Raw genomic sequence first — 15,899 nt, 5'->3', positions numbered from 1 at the left:
CTTAGTAATTCTCCGGTCGACTGATGTCTCCCTTGAGAATTCTAAGAGCTTGTTGCCTACAGTCTCATCAAATAATTTACTTTAACTATTCCTTACACCCTTACGTTTTTATTTATGATGCGGGTTTCTACGGCACCGGTGGCGATGTCGATGTAGCGAACAAAAAGTGAAACCTTGTTATCGTTATTAAGGTTTGTCCAAATCATATCTGTGAACTCATCAATATCTCCCTTGATTTCAATAGGAGTTGGCTCACCTTCATAGGATGGAAGTGGATTACCATCGTTCATGTATGTATGAATAAATCGGCCGTATCCAGCCTTTGGATTGGAATAATCAAATGTATATCTGTTACAAGAATCGCTGTCGCCCATGTTGGACTTAAGAATTGACATCAAATAAGAAAACTCACCGTTTTCGATGTGAAGTAGACCTGAAATACGAGGTGTGAAATTAGGGCCATCTGGCTCAAATTCACGGCGGCGAAGTGCCTGCTCAAATGTCTCGCCCTTTTCCATGTACTCATAAATAGTGTCTGTCTGGTCACCATTTGTAACAATAGTATCATTGCCAAGTACTCTAACTGGTGCATAGATAATAAGGCTTGGGTCTGTCAACTTGGAAGGGTCAAAAGCCTCTGTACGAATGCCCTTTCCTTCTTCTACAAAAACTCTGTTTCTGGAATTCTCAGAACGCCCCATAATAAAATAAGCAGAGACAGCCTTGGTTCCGTCTTCTGAACGGCCAATGACAATGCCTCTGCCTGGATACGTGGTTTCTGATAATTCTCTAGCTAAAGATTTTACTACCATGGGTTCCTCCTCATTGTATGTTTTCCGCAACAAATTATAACCGAACCCAAGGTTTATGTCTAGCACAAAATATCTAGTTTTTTGGCTCGCTGGTTACGGTCACAAGTATAATATTTCCACAGTCGACTAAGAATGTCTCCCTTAGGAAATATTATCCTTGTTACCTACCAGCTATTTTTAACTTTTTTAGCTCGCTTGTTACGCTAACAATAAAAAGTATTACTCCGTCGCGGGATTGCTCCTTGAGTAATACTTTTCATTGATAGCTACAAGCTACTTATACTTTTTATAACATGCTACTTTTCAAAAAACCATTGTAGATTACGTTGTGGTGTTGAACTTGCTAATCATGTCGTCGGCGGAAAGGGAGTAGTCGCCGGTGTTGGTGTAGGACTTACGACCGGTGGCTTGAGCTAGTTCGTTGCTGGCGTAAGAATTGGCCATGGATGATTTGTTGGCAACCTGGTAGGCGTAGCTACCTGTGCCGTTGAATAAATCCTTAACATAAGTCATGTTAGCCTTGTTTTTAAGGAAGTCCTCGTCCACGTTTAGATGATTATTGCTATCAATGGTAATGCCGGCTTTACCTAGAGTCTGCGCTGTTTTGGCAGATGTAGTAACCATTGATGCTACCTGAGACAGGATTCCTGTACTTTCAGCCTTTTGACCACTGTCTACCAGCTCATTATAGGCTTCTGTAAAATCCTTAATGGCGCCATAAATCTTATCCTTGTCGTAGTCTTTGGTAGTATTTCCATCTTCATCGGTAGTCTCTACCTGATCCCAAATAGAATTCTTGCCCTTTGCAAGAAGCTTATCTGTGGCCTTGCTTAAGGCAGATGAATCATTTCTTATTTCGCTAAGATTACTATCGGCAGCCTTTGATTTCTTAGTAGAATCAGACTTAAGATTCCCTTCTTTATCATACTTGGCATAATAAGACTTTACCAGCTTTCCATATGAACCTGATTTAATCTGGGACAAGCTTGAAAGAGAACCTTCCAGTCCTCCAAACATTGAGCTTACGCCTGATGAATTACTTCCACCAATCAATGAATAAATAGAATTATTACCAAAAGAATTAATAGTTAAAGACATAAACATCACTCCTTTGAAAAATTACATCGAACATCCTTGTTCCTTATGTCATTACATACTTATACTTATGATTATATTACTAAATTCCTTTGTTAATTCTGTGAACAGTTTTTCTACAATCTTACAGGTATGCCCTCTTTATGCAAATACTTCTTTAAATCTAAGATTTCTAATTCCTTGTAATGAAATAGTGAAGCTGCAAGGGCTGCATCAGCGCCACCTTCTGTTAGGGCATCCTTGAAATGCTCCATGGTACCAGCGCCACCTGATGCAATAACAGGAATGGATACCGCACTTGAAACTGCTTTTGTAAGAGCTATATCAAAGCCTGCCTTTGTTCCATCACAGTCCATAGATGTAAGAAGAATTTCTCCGGCTCCAAGCTTTTCTGCCTTCATGGCCCATTCAACTGCATCAATACCGCAGTCTAATCTTCCACCGTGCTTATAAATATTAAAGCCCCCATCAGGGCGTCTCTTAGCATCTATTGCTACAACAACACACTGACTACCAAATTTATCAGCTGCATCAGAAATAAGACGTGGATTATCTATCGCTGCTGAATTAACAGATATCTTGTCTGCACCTTCTCTTAGAAGAGCCTTAAAATCATCTACAGTGCGGATACCACCGCCTACTGTAAATGGAATGAATACCTGCTCTGCCACACGACGAACCATATCTACTACTGTATTTCGTCCATCAGATGATGCAGTGATATCTAAAAATACTACCTCATCTGCGCCAGCCTTGTCGTAGGCCGCTGCTATTTCTACAGGGTCACCTGCGTCTTTTAAATCTACGAAATTAACACCTTTTACTACTCTGCCATCTTTTACGTCCAGGCAGGGAATTATGCGTTTTGTGAACATATTATTCTCCTATAGTATTGAGTACCCTCATCCGGCTCTTCGAGCCACCTTCTCCCAGAGGGGGAAGGCTATTGGGTAGCAAAGTTTTTAAGAATTTTTAATCCTACAGTAGAGGATTTTTCCGGGTGGAACTGACAGGCAAAAATGTTATCCTTTTCTACAGAGGCATGGATGTGACAGCCATATTCTGTGGAGGCGGTAACAATGGATGGCTCTTTTGCCTGTAGATAATATGAATGAACAAAATAAACAAAAGCCCCCTCATCTATTCCATTAAATAAGCGGCCTTCATTAGGGAAATCTAAAGAGTTCCAACCAATATGAGGAACCTTGATTCCTTCACTGTCAGGAATCCTCTTTACAATTCCGTCAAGAACATGTAAGCCCTCTACACCAGGTGATTCCTCGGATGATTCAAACAAAAGCTGTAAGCCTAAACATATTCCAAGAAACGGCTTGCCTGTGGCAACAAATTCATGAATTGCCTTATCAAGCTCATATTTCTTAAGATTGTCCATAGCTGCAGCAAAAGAGCCGACACCTGGTAACACCAAGCGGTCGGCTTTTTTAATTACACTAAAATCCCTGGTGAGGATAGTTTCCTCACCAAGGATTTTGAATGCTTTTTCTACACTTTTAATATTTCCTGCATCATAATCTAGTATCGCTATCATTTGTCTGGTAACCCTAAGCCTCTCAGCACCTTTCTAAGTTCTATTGTATAGTAATGTCGGTTAGGTTGCTTATAAATAGCCAAGGCTTCTTCTTCTGACAAGCCAAACTGATCATTTAGCTCAGCTTTTATCTGATTTCCATAGGCTTCGTATTGCTCTGAAATACCATATTCTACAGCATTATCCTTGTATTTCTCGTAACGTCCAATTCCTATAATTAGGGCATCTAACGCGTAAGGATATTGCTCATACTCAATAAAGGCTTCATATTGCTGTTGACATGTCTGCAAATCAGCCAATGTTCTTGCTTGATTTCTAAGAAGCTCTACTTCCTCATCACTCTTAAAATCAAATCCATTTAGCTTTTCGTATGCAGCAATATAATCTCCATTTTCAAACAGGGTATTTGCCTGCTCCATATGACGCTTCAATCCAGTGAAGGTCATACCCACCATTACTACACCAATTATTGATATAGATAATACCAAAAAAGTAGCTATGATGGAAAGAGGAATTTTTGGAGAATTGTCAGGTTCTTTTGGTTTTTTCTCTTTTTTAGGCTTTGGAGGCTTAGGTGGCTTATCTTTTTTAGCTGCCGCTTTCTCCTTTTTAGCCGCCTCTTTTTCCTTTTTGGCAGCTTCTTTTGCTGCCTTCTTTTCTTCCTTTTCTCTCTTTTTCTTAGCCTTAGGATCCTCTTCCTCCTCGGGAACGATTGGATTACCTTCCTCATCGTAGGTTATCTCAACTGTTTTACCAGCTTTCTTTTTGGCAGCTTCCTCAGCCTCTGCAATATCGTCCTCATCAGGAGCACCAAAAATAATAAGCAAAAGCTTTTCTATTATTGGATTAGGTTTCTTTTCACCTTTTTCCTTTTTCTTCTTTTCCTTTTTTTCTTTCTTTCCCTTCTTTTTGCCTTTAACCTCATCACCTTCAGCTTCATCAGAGGCATTTTCTGCTTCCTCGGCGCTATCATCTATCTCAGCCCCATCTGCAGCACCTTCCTCATCACCATTCAAAAGAGATTGGATATCAAGAAGATCCTCGTCTCCACCTTCAAGCAGATTATCTAAATCCAAGTCGCCATCACCGGATAAATCAGGCTCTTCACCATCACCAAATTCAGCCTCATCTAAGGCATCCATATCATCTGGCATAAATTCCTTCATGGATTCATCTAAAGGCTCTTCTTCTGTTTCCTCAACAAGGTCATCTAAAGAAAATCCTAAGTCATCATCGCCATCATCAGATGCTTTCCCTGCCCCCTCTGACTCTCCTGACTCTTCTGTATCTTCCTCTATAAAAGCAGATAAATCAATATCCTCATCATCTGGAAGTGACAATGGTGCATCATCATCCTCTATAGGCTCGTTTGTATCTTCTGCCTCCTCTAAAGCAGGCTCTTCACTTTGACCTTCCTCATTATCATCTTCTTCATCATTCATAACAGAGTCTAAGTCAGGGAAGTCTACATCCTCCTCAACCTCTTCATGTATGTCATTATCAAGTACTGGATTTTCTTCAAGCTCATCAGTTTCTTTTTTTACTGCAGATTTTATGTTGTTTAATAGATTATCAACAACCCCCTCAGAATCAGGAACCTCTCCTGTTTCTTCAAAGCGTCGCTCTTCATCATCTATTTCCTGCTCAAAATTGCTTATAAACAAATCAACATCATCTGTATCAAGCTCTTCTTCAAATTGGCGCAAAAAATCCTCCTCAGAAAGAACCTTCCTGAGGTAAGGATGTGAGCTTTTAGTCTGAACTTCGTCTACATTGATTCCAGTTGCTTCGAAAAAATCTTCGTTATAGGCAACTGCCTTGCGGCTTTCTACAGCCTGCCTTCTTGATTCTTCCGCCTTCTCTTGAACCTGTATAGCATCAGTCTTAGCCTTATTTATTGAATTAAGTAGTCCATCTAAGTAGTCCTCTGACTGAGACATTATTTTTCCTCCCTATACCAAAACAAGGGGCATGCATGGCATACCCCTCATAATTTCAATTGTTAATTGCCGCGGCGCGCTTCCTCATACTTAGCAACCAGCTCATCAACTACTGTAATAAGCTTACCAATTTCTGGTTTTGTAAGCTGTGCATCTGCACCAAGGCTTTCACCCTTTCTTCTAATCTCATCATTAATAAGAGATGAGAAGATAATAACAGGAATGTTTTTAAGAGTGTCATTTTCCTTAACAAGCTTACAAAGTCTATGACCATCCATAAGAGGCATCTCAATATCTGTAATAATAAGGTGAACATCGTTAAGAACTGTTCCTGCCTTATGAAGTTCAACAAGCTTGTCCCAGCCCTCTTGTCCATTCATATTAACAAGAAGATTTGTGTAACCTGCCTTCTTCAAGCACTCAACAATAAGCTTTGAAAGAAGTGGTGAATCCTCGCAAAGCATAATAGGTGATTTACTTCTATCCTTTGTCTCGTATTCATCCATTTCAGAAACCTTAAGACCAGTCTCTGGATTAATATCTGTAACAATCTTCTCAAAGTCAAGAATAACAACAAGTCTATCCTCTAGCTTAATAACACCTGTTGAAACGCCAGATTCATCAGAACTAATAGTTGCATCCGGTTTGATAATATCTTCCCAGGATACACGATGTATTCCAAGAACTTCATCTACATGGAAGGCTGTATTCAAGCTGTTAAAGTTTGTGATAATAAACAGACCATCTGTTGTAGCTTCATCCTGAATATTCAAACATTTGTGAAGAGAAATAACAGATATCATAATATCTCTTGGCATAAATATTCCTTCTATGGAAGGATGCGCATTAGGTAGCGGTGTTACTGGTTGATATAACAAAATCTCCCTAATCTTGGCAACGTTGATTCCATAGAAATTCTTGCCAACCTTGAATTCAAGTACCTCAAGTTCGTTTGTGCCCGATTCCAATAAAATATTAGTATCCATGCAAATCTCCTCTCATTTAAATCAATACTGATTTATATGGTTGTGCCTCGTGTGGTGCCTTCGCTTGTAACAAAAAGGTCCATAGAAGTTATATTTTCTACTGACGAGTCGCTGAATTGAAAAACTAAAATTAAAGATTTTTTATCACCAGCTGCCAGTATACCATCATAATTAACTAAATCATTCCCCAGTGGTGTAAAGCTAGCACTTGCTTTATCTTTGCCATTTAAAGATAAGCTATAGCTCTTATCCTTGTACTGAGAAAAATCAACTGATTTATCTGAAGTATTTTTTGCTTCTATTGATAAAACTACATATTTCTTTCCTGATACTTTTTCCATAAAGAATTTTTTTGTTTTAAATTCTTCTGATACATCAAATTCAGAACAACTAAACTCTACACGTTCAATTCCTATGGCTTCTGTAAAGGAATATCCTAAATCTTGAGAACTATCTTCTACTGTACCTTCTCCTGATTCTTCTCCTGATTCTTCCGTCTTTTCTGAAGAAGCATCTATATTAATAGGTTCTCCAGTCTCTGGATCAATTTCAGGTTGTTCTAAAGCCTCATCATCAGTTACTTCTTCAGGTTCATCAGGGCTGTATTCTTCGTCTAATTCACCTTCTCTTACTCTGGCATTTGCTATTCCAATAGTCTGATTCTTGTTAAATTTAGAAACAGCTTTGGAAGCGTAAGCCGTAATAATTGCCTCTTCTTCGGCAGTCATTTCCATTAATGGCTCACCACAGCCTGTGAATAGAAAAGATATACTCAATATAGAAATTAAAAGGCCTAAACTTTTAATTTTCATACCATCTCCTAGAAGAATAAACTAATCATTAATGGTATATTAGCATTAATATGTGTACACTTCAACGTAAAAAATCAGAAAATTCTATGAATTTTTATTGATTTTTGTGTCTTTTGCCAAAGTTAGTTCGCACCAAAATTCAACACCATCGGAAACATTTTCCACGCCAAACTTCTCATGTAGAAGATCCATAGTTGCTTTAACTACCGAAAGACCTATACCACTTCCACCATATTCACGGCTTCTGGCTTTGTCAGCTTTGTAGAATTTCTCCCAAATACGCTTAATATCCTTCTTGGCAATATTATTACCCGAATTGAATACACTAATTCGAACTTTTCCTTTTTTTGCGAAATCATATCTAACATTTATTATGTTCTCGTTCATAACATAATGAATAGCATTGCTAATAAAGTTGGTAATAACCTGCTCTACTAAAAATTCATCAGCATGAACATAACACTCAGCCTTATTAATAAATGAATATTTGATATTCTGAGCCTCAAAATTAATCTTATTACTGTCAACAATACTGTCAATCATTTCAGTAACATCAAAATCCACAAGATCCATATTCATCTGACCAGCCTCAAGCTGATTAAGAATAAGCATCTCTCTAACCAGGCGATTCATTTTATTGGCTTCATCAATGATGATGTCTAAGTAAATCTGTCTGCTGACTTCATCATCCATAATGCCTTCCTGCAAGCCCTCAGCGTAGCCTTGAATAAGAGCAATAGGAGTCTTAAGCTCATGAGAAACGTTAGAAACAAATTCCTTTCTCATGTTCTCAGTTTCTTCCTTTACCTCCAAATCATGCTTTAAGCTTTCATTGGCCGCCCTAAGCTGGGTGATTGCGCGCTTAAGTGTGGTGGACATTTCATTTATATGTTCACCTAAATCATCTATTTCATTGTATATTCGCTGCGGTCTATACTTGGCATCAAAATCAAAATTAGAAATCCTCTTCGTAATATCAATTAGATTTATAAGAGGACGTGTAAATCTTGAAATAACAGCAAAGCCAATTATGGCAGTAAAAACAACCGCCCACATTACCATATGAATAAAGAACTTATTCATCACCCCGGTAATATGCCTCATTGAAGATTCTGTTACCCTAAGAAATATACTATTTCCATCCGGCAACAAACCAACTAAAACAAGATATTCAACCTTTGAACCAGGAAATACCTGTTTGAATATCTTATAAGAATCAGTTTCGTTTAAAGCATTCTCTGATTTATTATTTGAAAACATTGCGTAGTTGAGCTGATTTAGCAGAAGCTCAGAATCCATGTTGGATGAGACTAATGGCTCCCCGTCAGCGCCTGCAATTATGCAAGCCACTGTATACATATCAAATAATGCTGCCGTCTCTTGTGTGTACTCTTCCCCGTATAAAGTGCCATTTTCACAGCGTTTTGTAAGCGTGCCATAGATGGCCTTCAAATCTTTTCTTTTTTCATAAATATAATAATCGCCTAAAAAGCAGGATGATATTAGACTGACTAATACCAGTGCTGATATTATAGTCACAACTATCAGTCCTACAATTTGGCGATTAATTTTATTAGACTTTTGCGTCGACTTCAAATTTATACCCCATGCCCCAAATAGTTTTGATGTAATTTCCCTTGTCGTCTAACTTACTACGAAGCTTTTTTACGTGAGTATCAATTGTTCTCGCGTCTCCGAAATAATCGTAATCCCATACATGATTAAGAATCTTTTCTCTAGATAGTGCTATGCCTTCATTGTTAATGAAGTAATAAAGAAGCTCGAACTCCTTAACAGAAAGCTCTACAGGATTACCGTCGTTTGTAGCCACGTGTGCATCAACATCTAATTGGATACCACCGGCTTCAACAACCTTCTTGCCTATAGAATCATCTGTGCTTCTACGGAGTACTGCATTAACTCTGGCCATAAGAATCTTTGGTGAGAATGGTTTGTTAATATATTCATCTGCACCAAGCTCGAAACCATTAAGCACATCGTTCTCTTCGCCCTTAGCTGTAAGCATAAGGACTGGAATAGAAGAAGTTTCGCGGATTTCCTTAAGAACAGCAAAGCCGTCAACCTTTGGCATCATAACGTCTAATATGATAAGAGCGATTTCGCTATCCATATAGAACATGTCAAGAGCCTGTTCTCCGTTCTCTGCTTCGATTACTTCGTAATCTTCTCTTACTAAATAATCTTTGATTAACTTCCTCATTCGGCTTTCATCATCAGCCACAAGAATTTTGTTTTTTGCCATAACACCAACCCCATCCTTGAAAAATTATTGTTGTTGTAGTTCCTTCTCCTTAACAGCCGCCTCCCTTTCGGTAAGCTCTTGCTCCCATGAAGAATACTTATCTATAAGTTTCTCCTCATAGTTGAGGATTGTAGGACTGTTTATAGTGGAGTTCACATAAAACATTCCCAGCACACATAACAATAATGTTATGCAAAGGATTAATAAAATCCTGTTGATTAGCTTGAGCCTTTTAAGCTCTTTTAAGTGATCATCGCCACTCACAACAGATTTATCGGCTATTTTCTTCTTGACTTTAGGCTTTTCTTCTAATTTTTCCTCATTTTCTTTAGATTGTACTGCTGATATAGGATTATCCCTAGAAGTGTCATCCGATTCGTCCAAGCTGTAAACTAAAGGAACATCCTCCTCTGTAAAAGCCCCTGAGGAAACAAGATTTTGCCTAAGTTGAGATAGAAAACCCATACCTATCTCAGTGGAAAAAGGCCTTTGATTTAAGAGCTTCTTGTAAACTGAAAGTACTCCTTTTTCATCAGCATCCTTAATCTGACCTAAGATATACTCTACAGCCTTAAGCTCTTTGGCGGCCTTCTTTGCTTTATTCTCATCGTCGAAAATGTACCCACCAATATTGTACTTAGCCATATTAATCCTTTTTTACAATTCTTATATAGTTATTTTAGCAATTTACAATACAAAAATCTATATTATATTAATTATTTTTGTTTTATTTTTACAAGGCCATAAATTGATACTACAACTCCGCAAAGTGTAACTATTGTTCCAAACCAAAGAGAAGCTGTAACACCTACTAATCTAATAAGAATTCCGCCTAACAGACTAGAAAGCAGATTGCTAAGTGTCATAGCAACAGTAACAAATGACTGCCCCTTTACCGCATCCTTTTCAGACATTATCTCATCCACAAAATGAACGGAAGCAGGAATAAATACTGCAAAAGCCAACGCCTGGAAAATCATACTAAAATACAACATGCCAACAGATGTTGCTATAGTAGTGGCAAATATCTTTACAAAATAAAATACTGCGGAAAAAGAAAGAAGAAGCTTTGAGCCGAATCTGTCTTTTAACCAGGTAAAGAATATCATTGCAGGTAACTCCACAATAGCCTGCATTGCAAGAAGTCCACCTGTATCCGCCTCATCTCCACCTACGTTTACAGTAATCTGATATAGGAAATTATTAATAAGCACATGACCAAAATAAAATCCCATTAAACCTATCAGAAAAATAAAAAACATTTTGTATTTTTCAATAAATAACTTAATTGAATCTGAATCCAAAATATCAAAGGAACTATCATTAGCAGTTTGAAATGGATCATAATCCTTCGCAGGCTCCTTCCCTGTGCTTTTAAGCTCCTTAAAAATCCAAAAGACATTTGCGATAAAAAGAATTGTGACAATAAGTCCTAATGCAGGTGCTGCCTTTTCAGAAATGCTCTTCATAAGATTGCCAGCAAGCAAGCTCATAATAAAGAAAAAGAATGAACCGCTAGCTCTAGCCACTCCATAATTCATCTTAATATCATATTTTTCAATATGAAAATTAAGCGCATTAAGAAATGGTTGCATAATAGTTGCTATCATGGCAGCTATAAGAAAAGTAAATCCTGTGCCAAATCCCTTTACATCAGTATTAACTGCAAAAAGCAAATCAATTGCAAGAACAGCTCCAAGTACAGCTAACACATCTAATACATTAAACCTGCTGCTTTTATCAGTTTCAATTGAAATAAGCTGCTGTAAGATACTTGCAATAAGATATGCAATAGCAAACAAAGCTCCTATTCCAACAGTAGAATAGCCTCTGTTAGACAAATACGCGCTGCCAAGGCTGATAGTGCAGCATACAATCATCCAGTAAAGCCCTTGAATGGCTATGTAGGATAAGTTCAAACGTAATTCCAGTGACTCTTTAATTTTGTAAATCATACTCTCTCCTTAAAAAATCTTTAATTTATTATGAAAAATAATTTAATGCAAAATTTTTATGATATATTAATGTTGACTTCAAAAATATAGGAAAGGAGATATTTATGGTAAAAAAAATATTAAAATCAATCCTAATCATTATCCTTGCAATAGTAGTTTTATTTGGTGCTTATTTCGCATACGTTCTTCTAAGCTATCATCGTATTGAAGATAACTTGCAACTTGACATTGAGGGCGAATCTGCAACAGATGCACTAAAAACCAATGAGATGTATCGTATTTCATCAGCCAATCTAGGATTTGGTGCCTATTCTGATGACTATTCCTTCTTTATGGATGGCGGAACTGAGTCTTGGGCTTTTTCTAAACATGCTGTAAATAAAAATATTAAAGGCTCTATAAATAGTATCCTTACCCTAAATCCTAACCTGATGCTATTTCAGGAGGTAGACCTTAATTCCACCAGAAGCTACCACGTTAATGAAAAGGATTTAATAATCGATATTCTAAAAAACAGTAGCTACGATAATGTTAATTATACATTTGCAATGAACTATGACAGTCCATTTTTACTTTATCCATTAACTCAACCTCATGGTAAATCAAGAGCTGGTTTACTTACTGTATCACCTGCTACTATCACTGATTCCACCAGACGCTCTCTTCCTATTGAAGAAGGTTTATCAAAGTTTATTGATTTAGACAGATGTTATAGCAAAAACTGTATCAACCTTGAAAATGGCAAGCAGTTAATCCTCTACAATGTACATCTTTCAGCCTACACCACCGACCCATCTACAGCAGAAAATCAGGTGGTAATGCTTAACGCTGATATGCAAGAGGAATTTGAAAAAGGCAATTATATAATCGCAGGTGGCGATATGAACAAGGATGTACTTGGTGATTCATCTGTTTATTTTGGTACCACAAGCACCGAAAACTGGGCTCAGCCAATTCCTGATGGTCTTCTTAATGAAAGCTTTACAATTATCGGACCAGTTGATGAAGCAAATCCTGTTCCCTCTTGTAGAAACGCCGATAAGCCATATTCTAAGAATTCTTATGTACTTACAATAGATGGCTTTATTGTATCAAGTAACATAGAGGTATTATCAGCAAACGTACTTGATACCGGATTTAAGTATTCAGATCACAACCCTGTTTATATGGATTTTATCCTTAAGGATTAAGCATCTAATTTGTTGCTTGAGCTGGTTCCACAAAGCTTATCAACAGATTTAATAATTTCTGTGATTTCAGGTAGATAGTGCTCATGACTCATCATGAGCCTATCTATTTCATCACGTTCTTCCTGAACAATTCTGCGATGGTCATCTAATCTTTCTCTTATTTTTTTACGTCTGGTTACAAGCCTATGTCTGCAATCAGCCATCTCTTGTCTATCTATCAAAGCATTAATCTGATTAATCCAGATTTTTTCATCTGCAAGCCCTATACTGCCTAGGATATTTTCAAGCTTATTACTATAGAATTCCAAATCCTCGTTATTTTCCATGTAGCGAATCTGGTCACGAACCTTATCCTGGTATTGCTCCCAAACATACTGAAGCTCAGCTGCATTGTTAACAGAATATTTATCCTTTGAATACTCAACGCTGTTAGTAACATTAACGTATTTCATTCTTTCCACATTAAGCATACTAATAGCCTGATTCAAATGAATAATAGCAACCTTCTTTTCTTTAGCTATTTTGTTTTGTCTAAGAAATACCAAAAATCCGCTGACAGCACATATAAATAAAACTGCAAAAACCCATACTGAAATATCTACTTCTGTAGCAGAGCTCATAGTAAAAAGCAAAATAAGAAGGGTCATAAAAGACACCATTATTGTAAGAGCCATTCTTTTAAAAAGCTTAACCTGATACCTAAGCTCTTCTCTTTCTATCTCCCATCTGCTTTTTTCTCCTTCCAGGTAAGAAAGATTTCTTTTAAGCTTGGCCTGATAAATCTCGTCTGATGTAAAACGATTTATGATTTCAGGCATATCCTCCTCATCATCGGAAATCACCTGGAACTGCTCATCTGTAATATTACGCTGAATAGCTCTGGCATTTACCAAGTTTTCTTCTAGCTCAACAATCTTAGATGCTGTAGTTCTTAAATCCTTAGCCTTTTCCTTAGGTAGATTTTCGATTGCCTTAATATCATTCAGATATCTGGTAACAATTCGATACTCCATCTTTTGACGCTCCATAGCCTTAGTGCTTGCTATGATTTGCTCACAGGAATCTAAGATATATCGCTCCAGCTTTTTAGGATCGTCTGCAGAACCCATCCCCTCTATCTGAGAATACACCCTGTTAAAAGCATCATCTATCCTGGCTGCTCTTATTTCTTTTTTCTTTTTTTTACTTGAAAAAAATCCCATATACTTCTCCCCATTTATGATTATATTCTACAAAGTCTTATATATTCATTTTTCCAATTTTGAATTACATTATTTATAGTCTCACTGACTTCTTGTCCATTGCCACCATAAAGCATGTCATTTATTGAGCTGTCAAAGCCTACAATATCATCCTTTACTGTAGCCCTGCTAACAATCTGCAATACCTCTTCCACATCAGCTCTTGGTACCTGATATTTGTTAACATATTCATCAAATGCTGCCTTATCCTTAGCACATCTGGCTGAATAAAGTAATTGATATAATGTCTGCTTCTTTTGATTGCGCTTGTACCCTTCATCAAAGGAGCGACAGGCTTCTTCAAAAAAGAATAGCTTGGCAAAGGCACATCCAAGATTGTGATAAACATCACCTTCAACTGTCCTTGGCATTGTGCTTGATACCTCTTCTGAAAGAAGGGTTTCGTATTCATAAATAGCATCTACAAGCTTGCCACCAGCCATAAGCCTGTCAGCCCTAAGCTTTCTTCTTTCAGCCTCTGATTTGTTCTCAAAGGTAGATATTATAGCAAGGGCGTCCTTAATTTCTTTGTTAGATGCAAAACCATTAGCACTAAGAATATGACCTACAAAAATATGCAAAGGCGAATTATTCTGCACCATTTGATGCAATTCCTTAGACAGGTTAGGTAGCTTAAGCTCTCTGCCAATCCAATTGCAAAGTTCTGTACTCATAAACTTGCTAGATAAAAGATATACATTATTTAATATAAAATAGCTAAGCTCCTCCAATGAATACACATTAAGAGAGACTTCCTCAATATAATACGGAGTAGCCGCTATTGGAGTTTTACAATAGATTAAAGTACTCATTACTCTCCCTTCAAGGATATTGTATGTTCCCAATTCTTGCCTGAGGCAGGAGAAATTTCACCAAATCCTAAATCTGTAATAATAATAGATACTGCAACATCTGAAATAGGACTAGCCTCTATTCTAAGTCTTGTTGTACGATTCTCTCGCTTTGGTAAATCTGTAAGCTCCAGCACGTCTGTATGTGCTTCTCTTGATTCGGGACGTTGAACGTAAAATTCTATTTCAGGCTCCCCATCAAGTATTACTTCACATTCCCCCTTAGCATCGTACCAGCTTTGGCCTGCATCTATAAGAGGCAAAAACTTCATCACATTGTTATCCAAAATCTTAAGTGAAAGATTAAGCTTAAGGTCATTATCTCCAATGAATATAAATGGCCAGTCCCTCTTGCCTTCCTTTACATAACCTGCATAGCAGGCTCCCTTAGAATATAGATTCTTTCCCAAGAAAACCTTTCTACCTTTGCAAAGACGCGACAGGCTAAGCTTCATCCAATCACCATCAAAGCCATCCCCTACCAGATAAACTGATGAAAACAGCTTGCTACCAAATGTGTTTGCAATAATTGAATCAAACATTTCATCTTTATTTTCAGTGATGTCACCATGATTAACCACATCAAGTGTGATTAACTGTGGCCTTGTGGATTGATTTCTATTCATGACAACAGAAATCATATTGCTTCCGCTGTAATCAAATAGAGCCACGCTATAAAGGAACAGCTCAGGCTTTCCAGAAAGTGCGTAGAAATAAAAGCATTCATTTCTATCTATAAGCATTACCTTCTTAGAATCAATGCCAAGCTTACCTGTGACATAATTCATAAGCTCCATAACCTCTAGCTTTACCTGTTCTACGCAGATAACCAGCTTTTCTATATCTCCCATGGCAACCATCATGCCAGGAATAGAAAAAAGCTTATTAAAATAAATCACCAGTAAATCCCTTGCAAAGAAGTTATCCCCATCAACATAAACCTGCTCATTTCTAAGGGAAAGATTGTACAAATCCTCAACAAGTATTGCTTCCTTTGTCCTACCTTTAAGCAGAGCCTCTTCTCCAAAAAACCACTGGCCCATACCATTTCTTTTAGCAAGCACTGTAGGAATTGAGTAATTCTCTTCTCCAAGAACCGTGCTTACAGTAGTAGGCTCATCCATATTCGATTTGTAAATACTAAGCACTGTACTTCTAGGATTAATATCTATTCCTATAATTGCACCAGAATCACTCATAACTTT

Annotated in this window: 15 protein-coding genes; 1 reads left to right on the top strand and 14 read right to left on the bottom strand. The window is 37.4% G+C overall.

Features of this window, described 5'->3' with window-relative positions; genetic code table 11:
* Positions 1 to 92 precede the first annotated feature (92 nt).
* The 11 genes from IJ535_RS06830 to IJ535_RS06780 form a co-directional block, all read right to left on the bottom strand.
* A complete protein-coding gene (locus tag IJ535_RS06830) occupies positions 93 to 812 on the bottom strand; it encodes an IMP cyclohydrolase (protein WP_294289822.1) in 720 nt (239 codons plus the stop codon).
* A gap of 321 nt (positions 813 to 1,133) precedes the next feature.
* Complete coding sequence (locus IJ535_RS06825) at positions 1,134 to 1,910, bottom strand: hypothetical protein (protein ID WP_294300448.1); 777 nt, start codon at positions 1,908 to 1,910, stop codon at positions 1,134 to 1,136.
* A gap of 113 nt (positions 1,911 to 2,023) precedes the next feature.
* Positions 2,024 to 2,782: an imidazole glycerol phosphate synthase subunit HisF gene (gene hisF, locus IJ535_RS06820; RefSeq protein ID WP_294289501.1), complete on the bottom strand. Its 759-nt coding sequence runs from the start codon at positions 2,780 to 2,782 to the stop codon at positions 2,024 to 2,026.
* A gap of 68 nt (positions 2,783 to 2,850) precedes the next feature.
* Positions 2,851 to 3,456, bottom strand: coding sequence for an imidazole glycerol phosphate synthase subunit HisH (hisH, locus tag IJ535_RS06815; protein WP_294300445.1), 606 nt, complete (start codon positions 3,454 to 3,456; stop codon positions 2,851 to 2,853).
* Entirely contained in the window at positions 3,453 to 5,396 is a 1,944-nt protein-coding gene (locus IJ535_RS06810) for a hypothetical protein (protein ID WP_294300442.1), read from the bottom strand. The genes hisH and IJ535_RS06810 overlap by 4 nt, the downstream gene beginning before the upstream one ends.
* Positions 5,397 to 5,458: 62 nt before the next feature.
* Complete coding sequence (locus tag IJ535_RS06805; protein ID WP_294300439.1) at positions 5,459 to 6,382, bottom strand: chemotaxis protein; 924 nt, start codon at positions 6,380 to 6,382, stop codon at positions 5,459 to 5,461.
* Positions 6,383 to 6,414: 32 nt separating this feature from the next.
* Positions 6,415 to 7,194 carry a hypothetical protein gene (locus IJ535_RS06800; RefSeq protein WP_294300437.1) on the bottom strand — a complete coding sequence of 260 codons (780 nt, stop codon included), beginning with the start codon at positions 7,192 to 7,194 and terminating at the stop codon, positions 6,415 to 6,417.
* Positions 7,195 to 7,278: 84 nt separating this feature from the next.
* Positions 7,279 to 8,790 carry a sensor histidine kinase gene (locus IJ535_RS06795; RefSeq protein ID WP_294300435.1) on the bottom strand — a complete coding sequence of 504 codons (1,512 nt, stop codon included), beginning with the start codon at positions 8,788 to 8,790 and terminating at the stop codon, positions 7,279 to 7,281.
* On the bottom strand, positions 8,768 to 9,457 hold the full coding sequence (locus IJ535_RS06790) for a response regulator transcription factor (protein ID WP_028243638.1): 690 nt from the start codon (positions 9,455 to 9,457) through the stop codon (positions 8,768 to 8,770). The genes IJ535_RS06795 and IJ535_RS06790 overlap by 23 nt, the downstream gene beginning before the upstream one ends.
* 24 nt (positions 9,458 to 9,481) lie before the next feature.
* A complete protein-coding gene (locus IJ535_RS06785) occupies positions 9,482 to 10,102 on the bottom strand; it encodes a hypothetical protein (RefSeq protein ID WP_294300433.1) in 621 nt (206 codons plus the stop codon).
* Positions 10,103 to 10,173: 71 nt separating this feature from the next.
* Positions 10,174 to 11,412, bottom strand: coding sequence for an MFS transporter (locus IJ535_RS06780; RefSeq protein WP_294300431.1), 1,239 nt, complete (start codon positions 11,410 to 11,412; stop codon positions 10,174 to 10,176).
* A 104-nt stretch (positions 11,413 to 11,516) separates the two neighbouring features.
* On the opposite strand from IJ535_RS06780, the gene IJ535_RS06775 reads away from it, so the two are divergent.
* The gene (locus IJ535_RS06775) at positions 11,517 to 12,602 is read left to right on the top strand and encodes an endonuclease/exonuclease/phosphatase family protein (protein ID WP_294300429.1); all 1,086 of its coding nucleotides are present in this window, start codon (positions 11,517 to 11,519) and stop codon (positions 12,600 to 12,602) included.
* Here the strand turns inward: IJ535_RS06775 and IJ535_RS06770 are convergent.
* The 3 genes from IJ535_RS06770 to IJ535_RS06760 all read right to left on the bottom strand — a co-directional run bounded on the left by IJ535_RS06770 (position 12,599) and on the right by IJ535_RS06760 (position 15,893).
* A complete protein-coding gene (locus tag IJ535_RS06770; RefSeq protein WP_294300427.1) occupies positions 12,599 to 13,804 on the bottom strand; it encodes a hypothetical protein in 1,206 nt (401 codons plus the stop codon). The genes IJ535_RS06775 and IJ535_RS06770 overlap by 4 nt on opposite strands.
* A 20-nt stretch (positions 13,805 to 13,824) precedes the next feature.
* Positions 13,825 to 14,517 carry a hypothetical protein gene (locus IJ535_RS06765; RefSeq protein ID WP_294300425.1) on the bottom strand — a complete coding sequence of 231 codons (693 nt, stop codon included), beginning with the start codon at positions 14,515 to 14,517 and terminating at the stop codon, positions 13,825 to 13,827.
* 137 nt (positions 14,518 to 14,654) lie between these two features.
* Positions 14,655 to 15,893 (bottom strand): DUF5716 family protein, encoded by a 1,239-nt coding sequence (locus IJ535_RS06760; protein ID WP_294300423.1) that lies wholly within the window; start codon positions 15,891 to 15,893, stop codon positions 14,655 to 14,657.
* Positions 15,894 to 15,899 lie beyond the last annotated feature (6 nt).

This window comes from Pseudobutyrivibrio sp. (assembly GCF_017471675.1).
GTDB lineage: Bacteria > Bacillota > Clostridia > Lachnospirales > Lachnospiraceae > Pseudobutyrivibrio.
The sequence above is the reverse complement of the archived record's forward strand: the minus strand, read 5'-3'. Positions and strand labels throughout refer to the sequence as shown.

What these genes read in the sequence shown, in the direction of transcription:
- IJ535_RS06830 (WP_294289822.1), bottom strand. Translation starts at nt 812, where the DNA reads ATGGTAGTAAAATCTTTAGCTAGAGAATTATCAGAAACCACGTATCCA.
- IJ535_RS06825 (WP_294300448.1), bottom strand. Translation starts at nt 1,910, where the DNA reads ATGTCTTTAACTATTAATTCTTTTGGTAATAATTCTATTTATTCATTG.
- hisF (WP_294289501.1), bottom strand. Translation starts at nt 2,782, where the DNA reads ATGTTCACAAAACGCATAATTCCCTGCCTGGACGTAAAAGATGGCAGA.
- hisH (WP_294300445.1), bottom strand. Translation starts at nt 3,456, where the DNA reads ATGATAGCGATACTAGATTATGATGCAGGAAATATTAAAAGTGTAGAA.
- IJ535_RS06810 (WP_294300442.1), bottom strand. Translation starts at nt 5,396, where the DNA reads ATGTCTCAGTCAGAGGACTACTTAGATGGACTACTTAATTCAATAAAT.
- IJ535_RS06805 (WP_294300439.1), bottom strand. Translation starts at nt 6,382, where the DNA reads ATGGATACTAATATTTTATTGGAATCGGGCACAAACGAACTTGAGGTA.
- IJ535_RS06800 (WP_294300437.1), bottom strand. Translation starts at nt 7,194, where the DNA reads ATGAAAATTAAAAGTTTAGGCCTTTTAATTTCTATATTGAGTATATCT.
- IJ535_RS06790 (WP_028243638.1), bottom strand. Translation starts at nt 9,457, where the DNA reads ATGGCAAAAAACAAAATTCTTGTGGCTGATGATGAAAGCCGAATGAGG.
- IJ535_RS06785 (WP_294300433.1), bottom strand. Translation starts at nt 10,102, where the DNA reads ATGGCTAAGTACAATATTGGTGGGTACATTTTCGACGATGAGAATAAA.
- IJ535_RS06780 (WP_294300431.1), bottom strand. Translation starts at nt 11,412, where the DNA reads ATGATTTACAAAATTAAAGAGTCACTGGAATTACGTTTGAACTTATCC.
- IJ535_RS06775 (WP_294300429.1), top strand. Translation starts at nt 11,517, where the DNA reads ATGGTAAAAAAAATATTAAAATCAATCCTAATCATTATCCTTGCAATA.
- IJ535_RS06770 (WP_294300427.1), bottom strand. Translation starts at nt 13,804, where the DNA reads ATGGGATTTTTTTCAAGTAAAAAAAAGAAAAAAGAAATAAGAGCAGCC.
- IJ535_RS06765 (WP_294300425.1), bottom strand. Translation starts at nt 14,517, where the DNA reads ATGAGTACAGAACTTTGCAATTGGATTGGCAGAGAGCTTAAGCTACCT.
- IJ535_RS06760 (WP_294300423.1), bottom strand. Translation starts at nt 15,893, where the DNA reads ATGAGTGATTCTGGTGCAATTATAGGAATAGATATTAATCCTAGAAGT.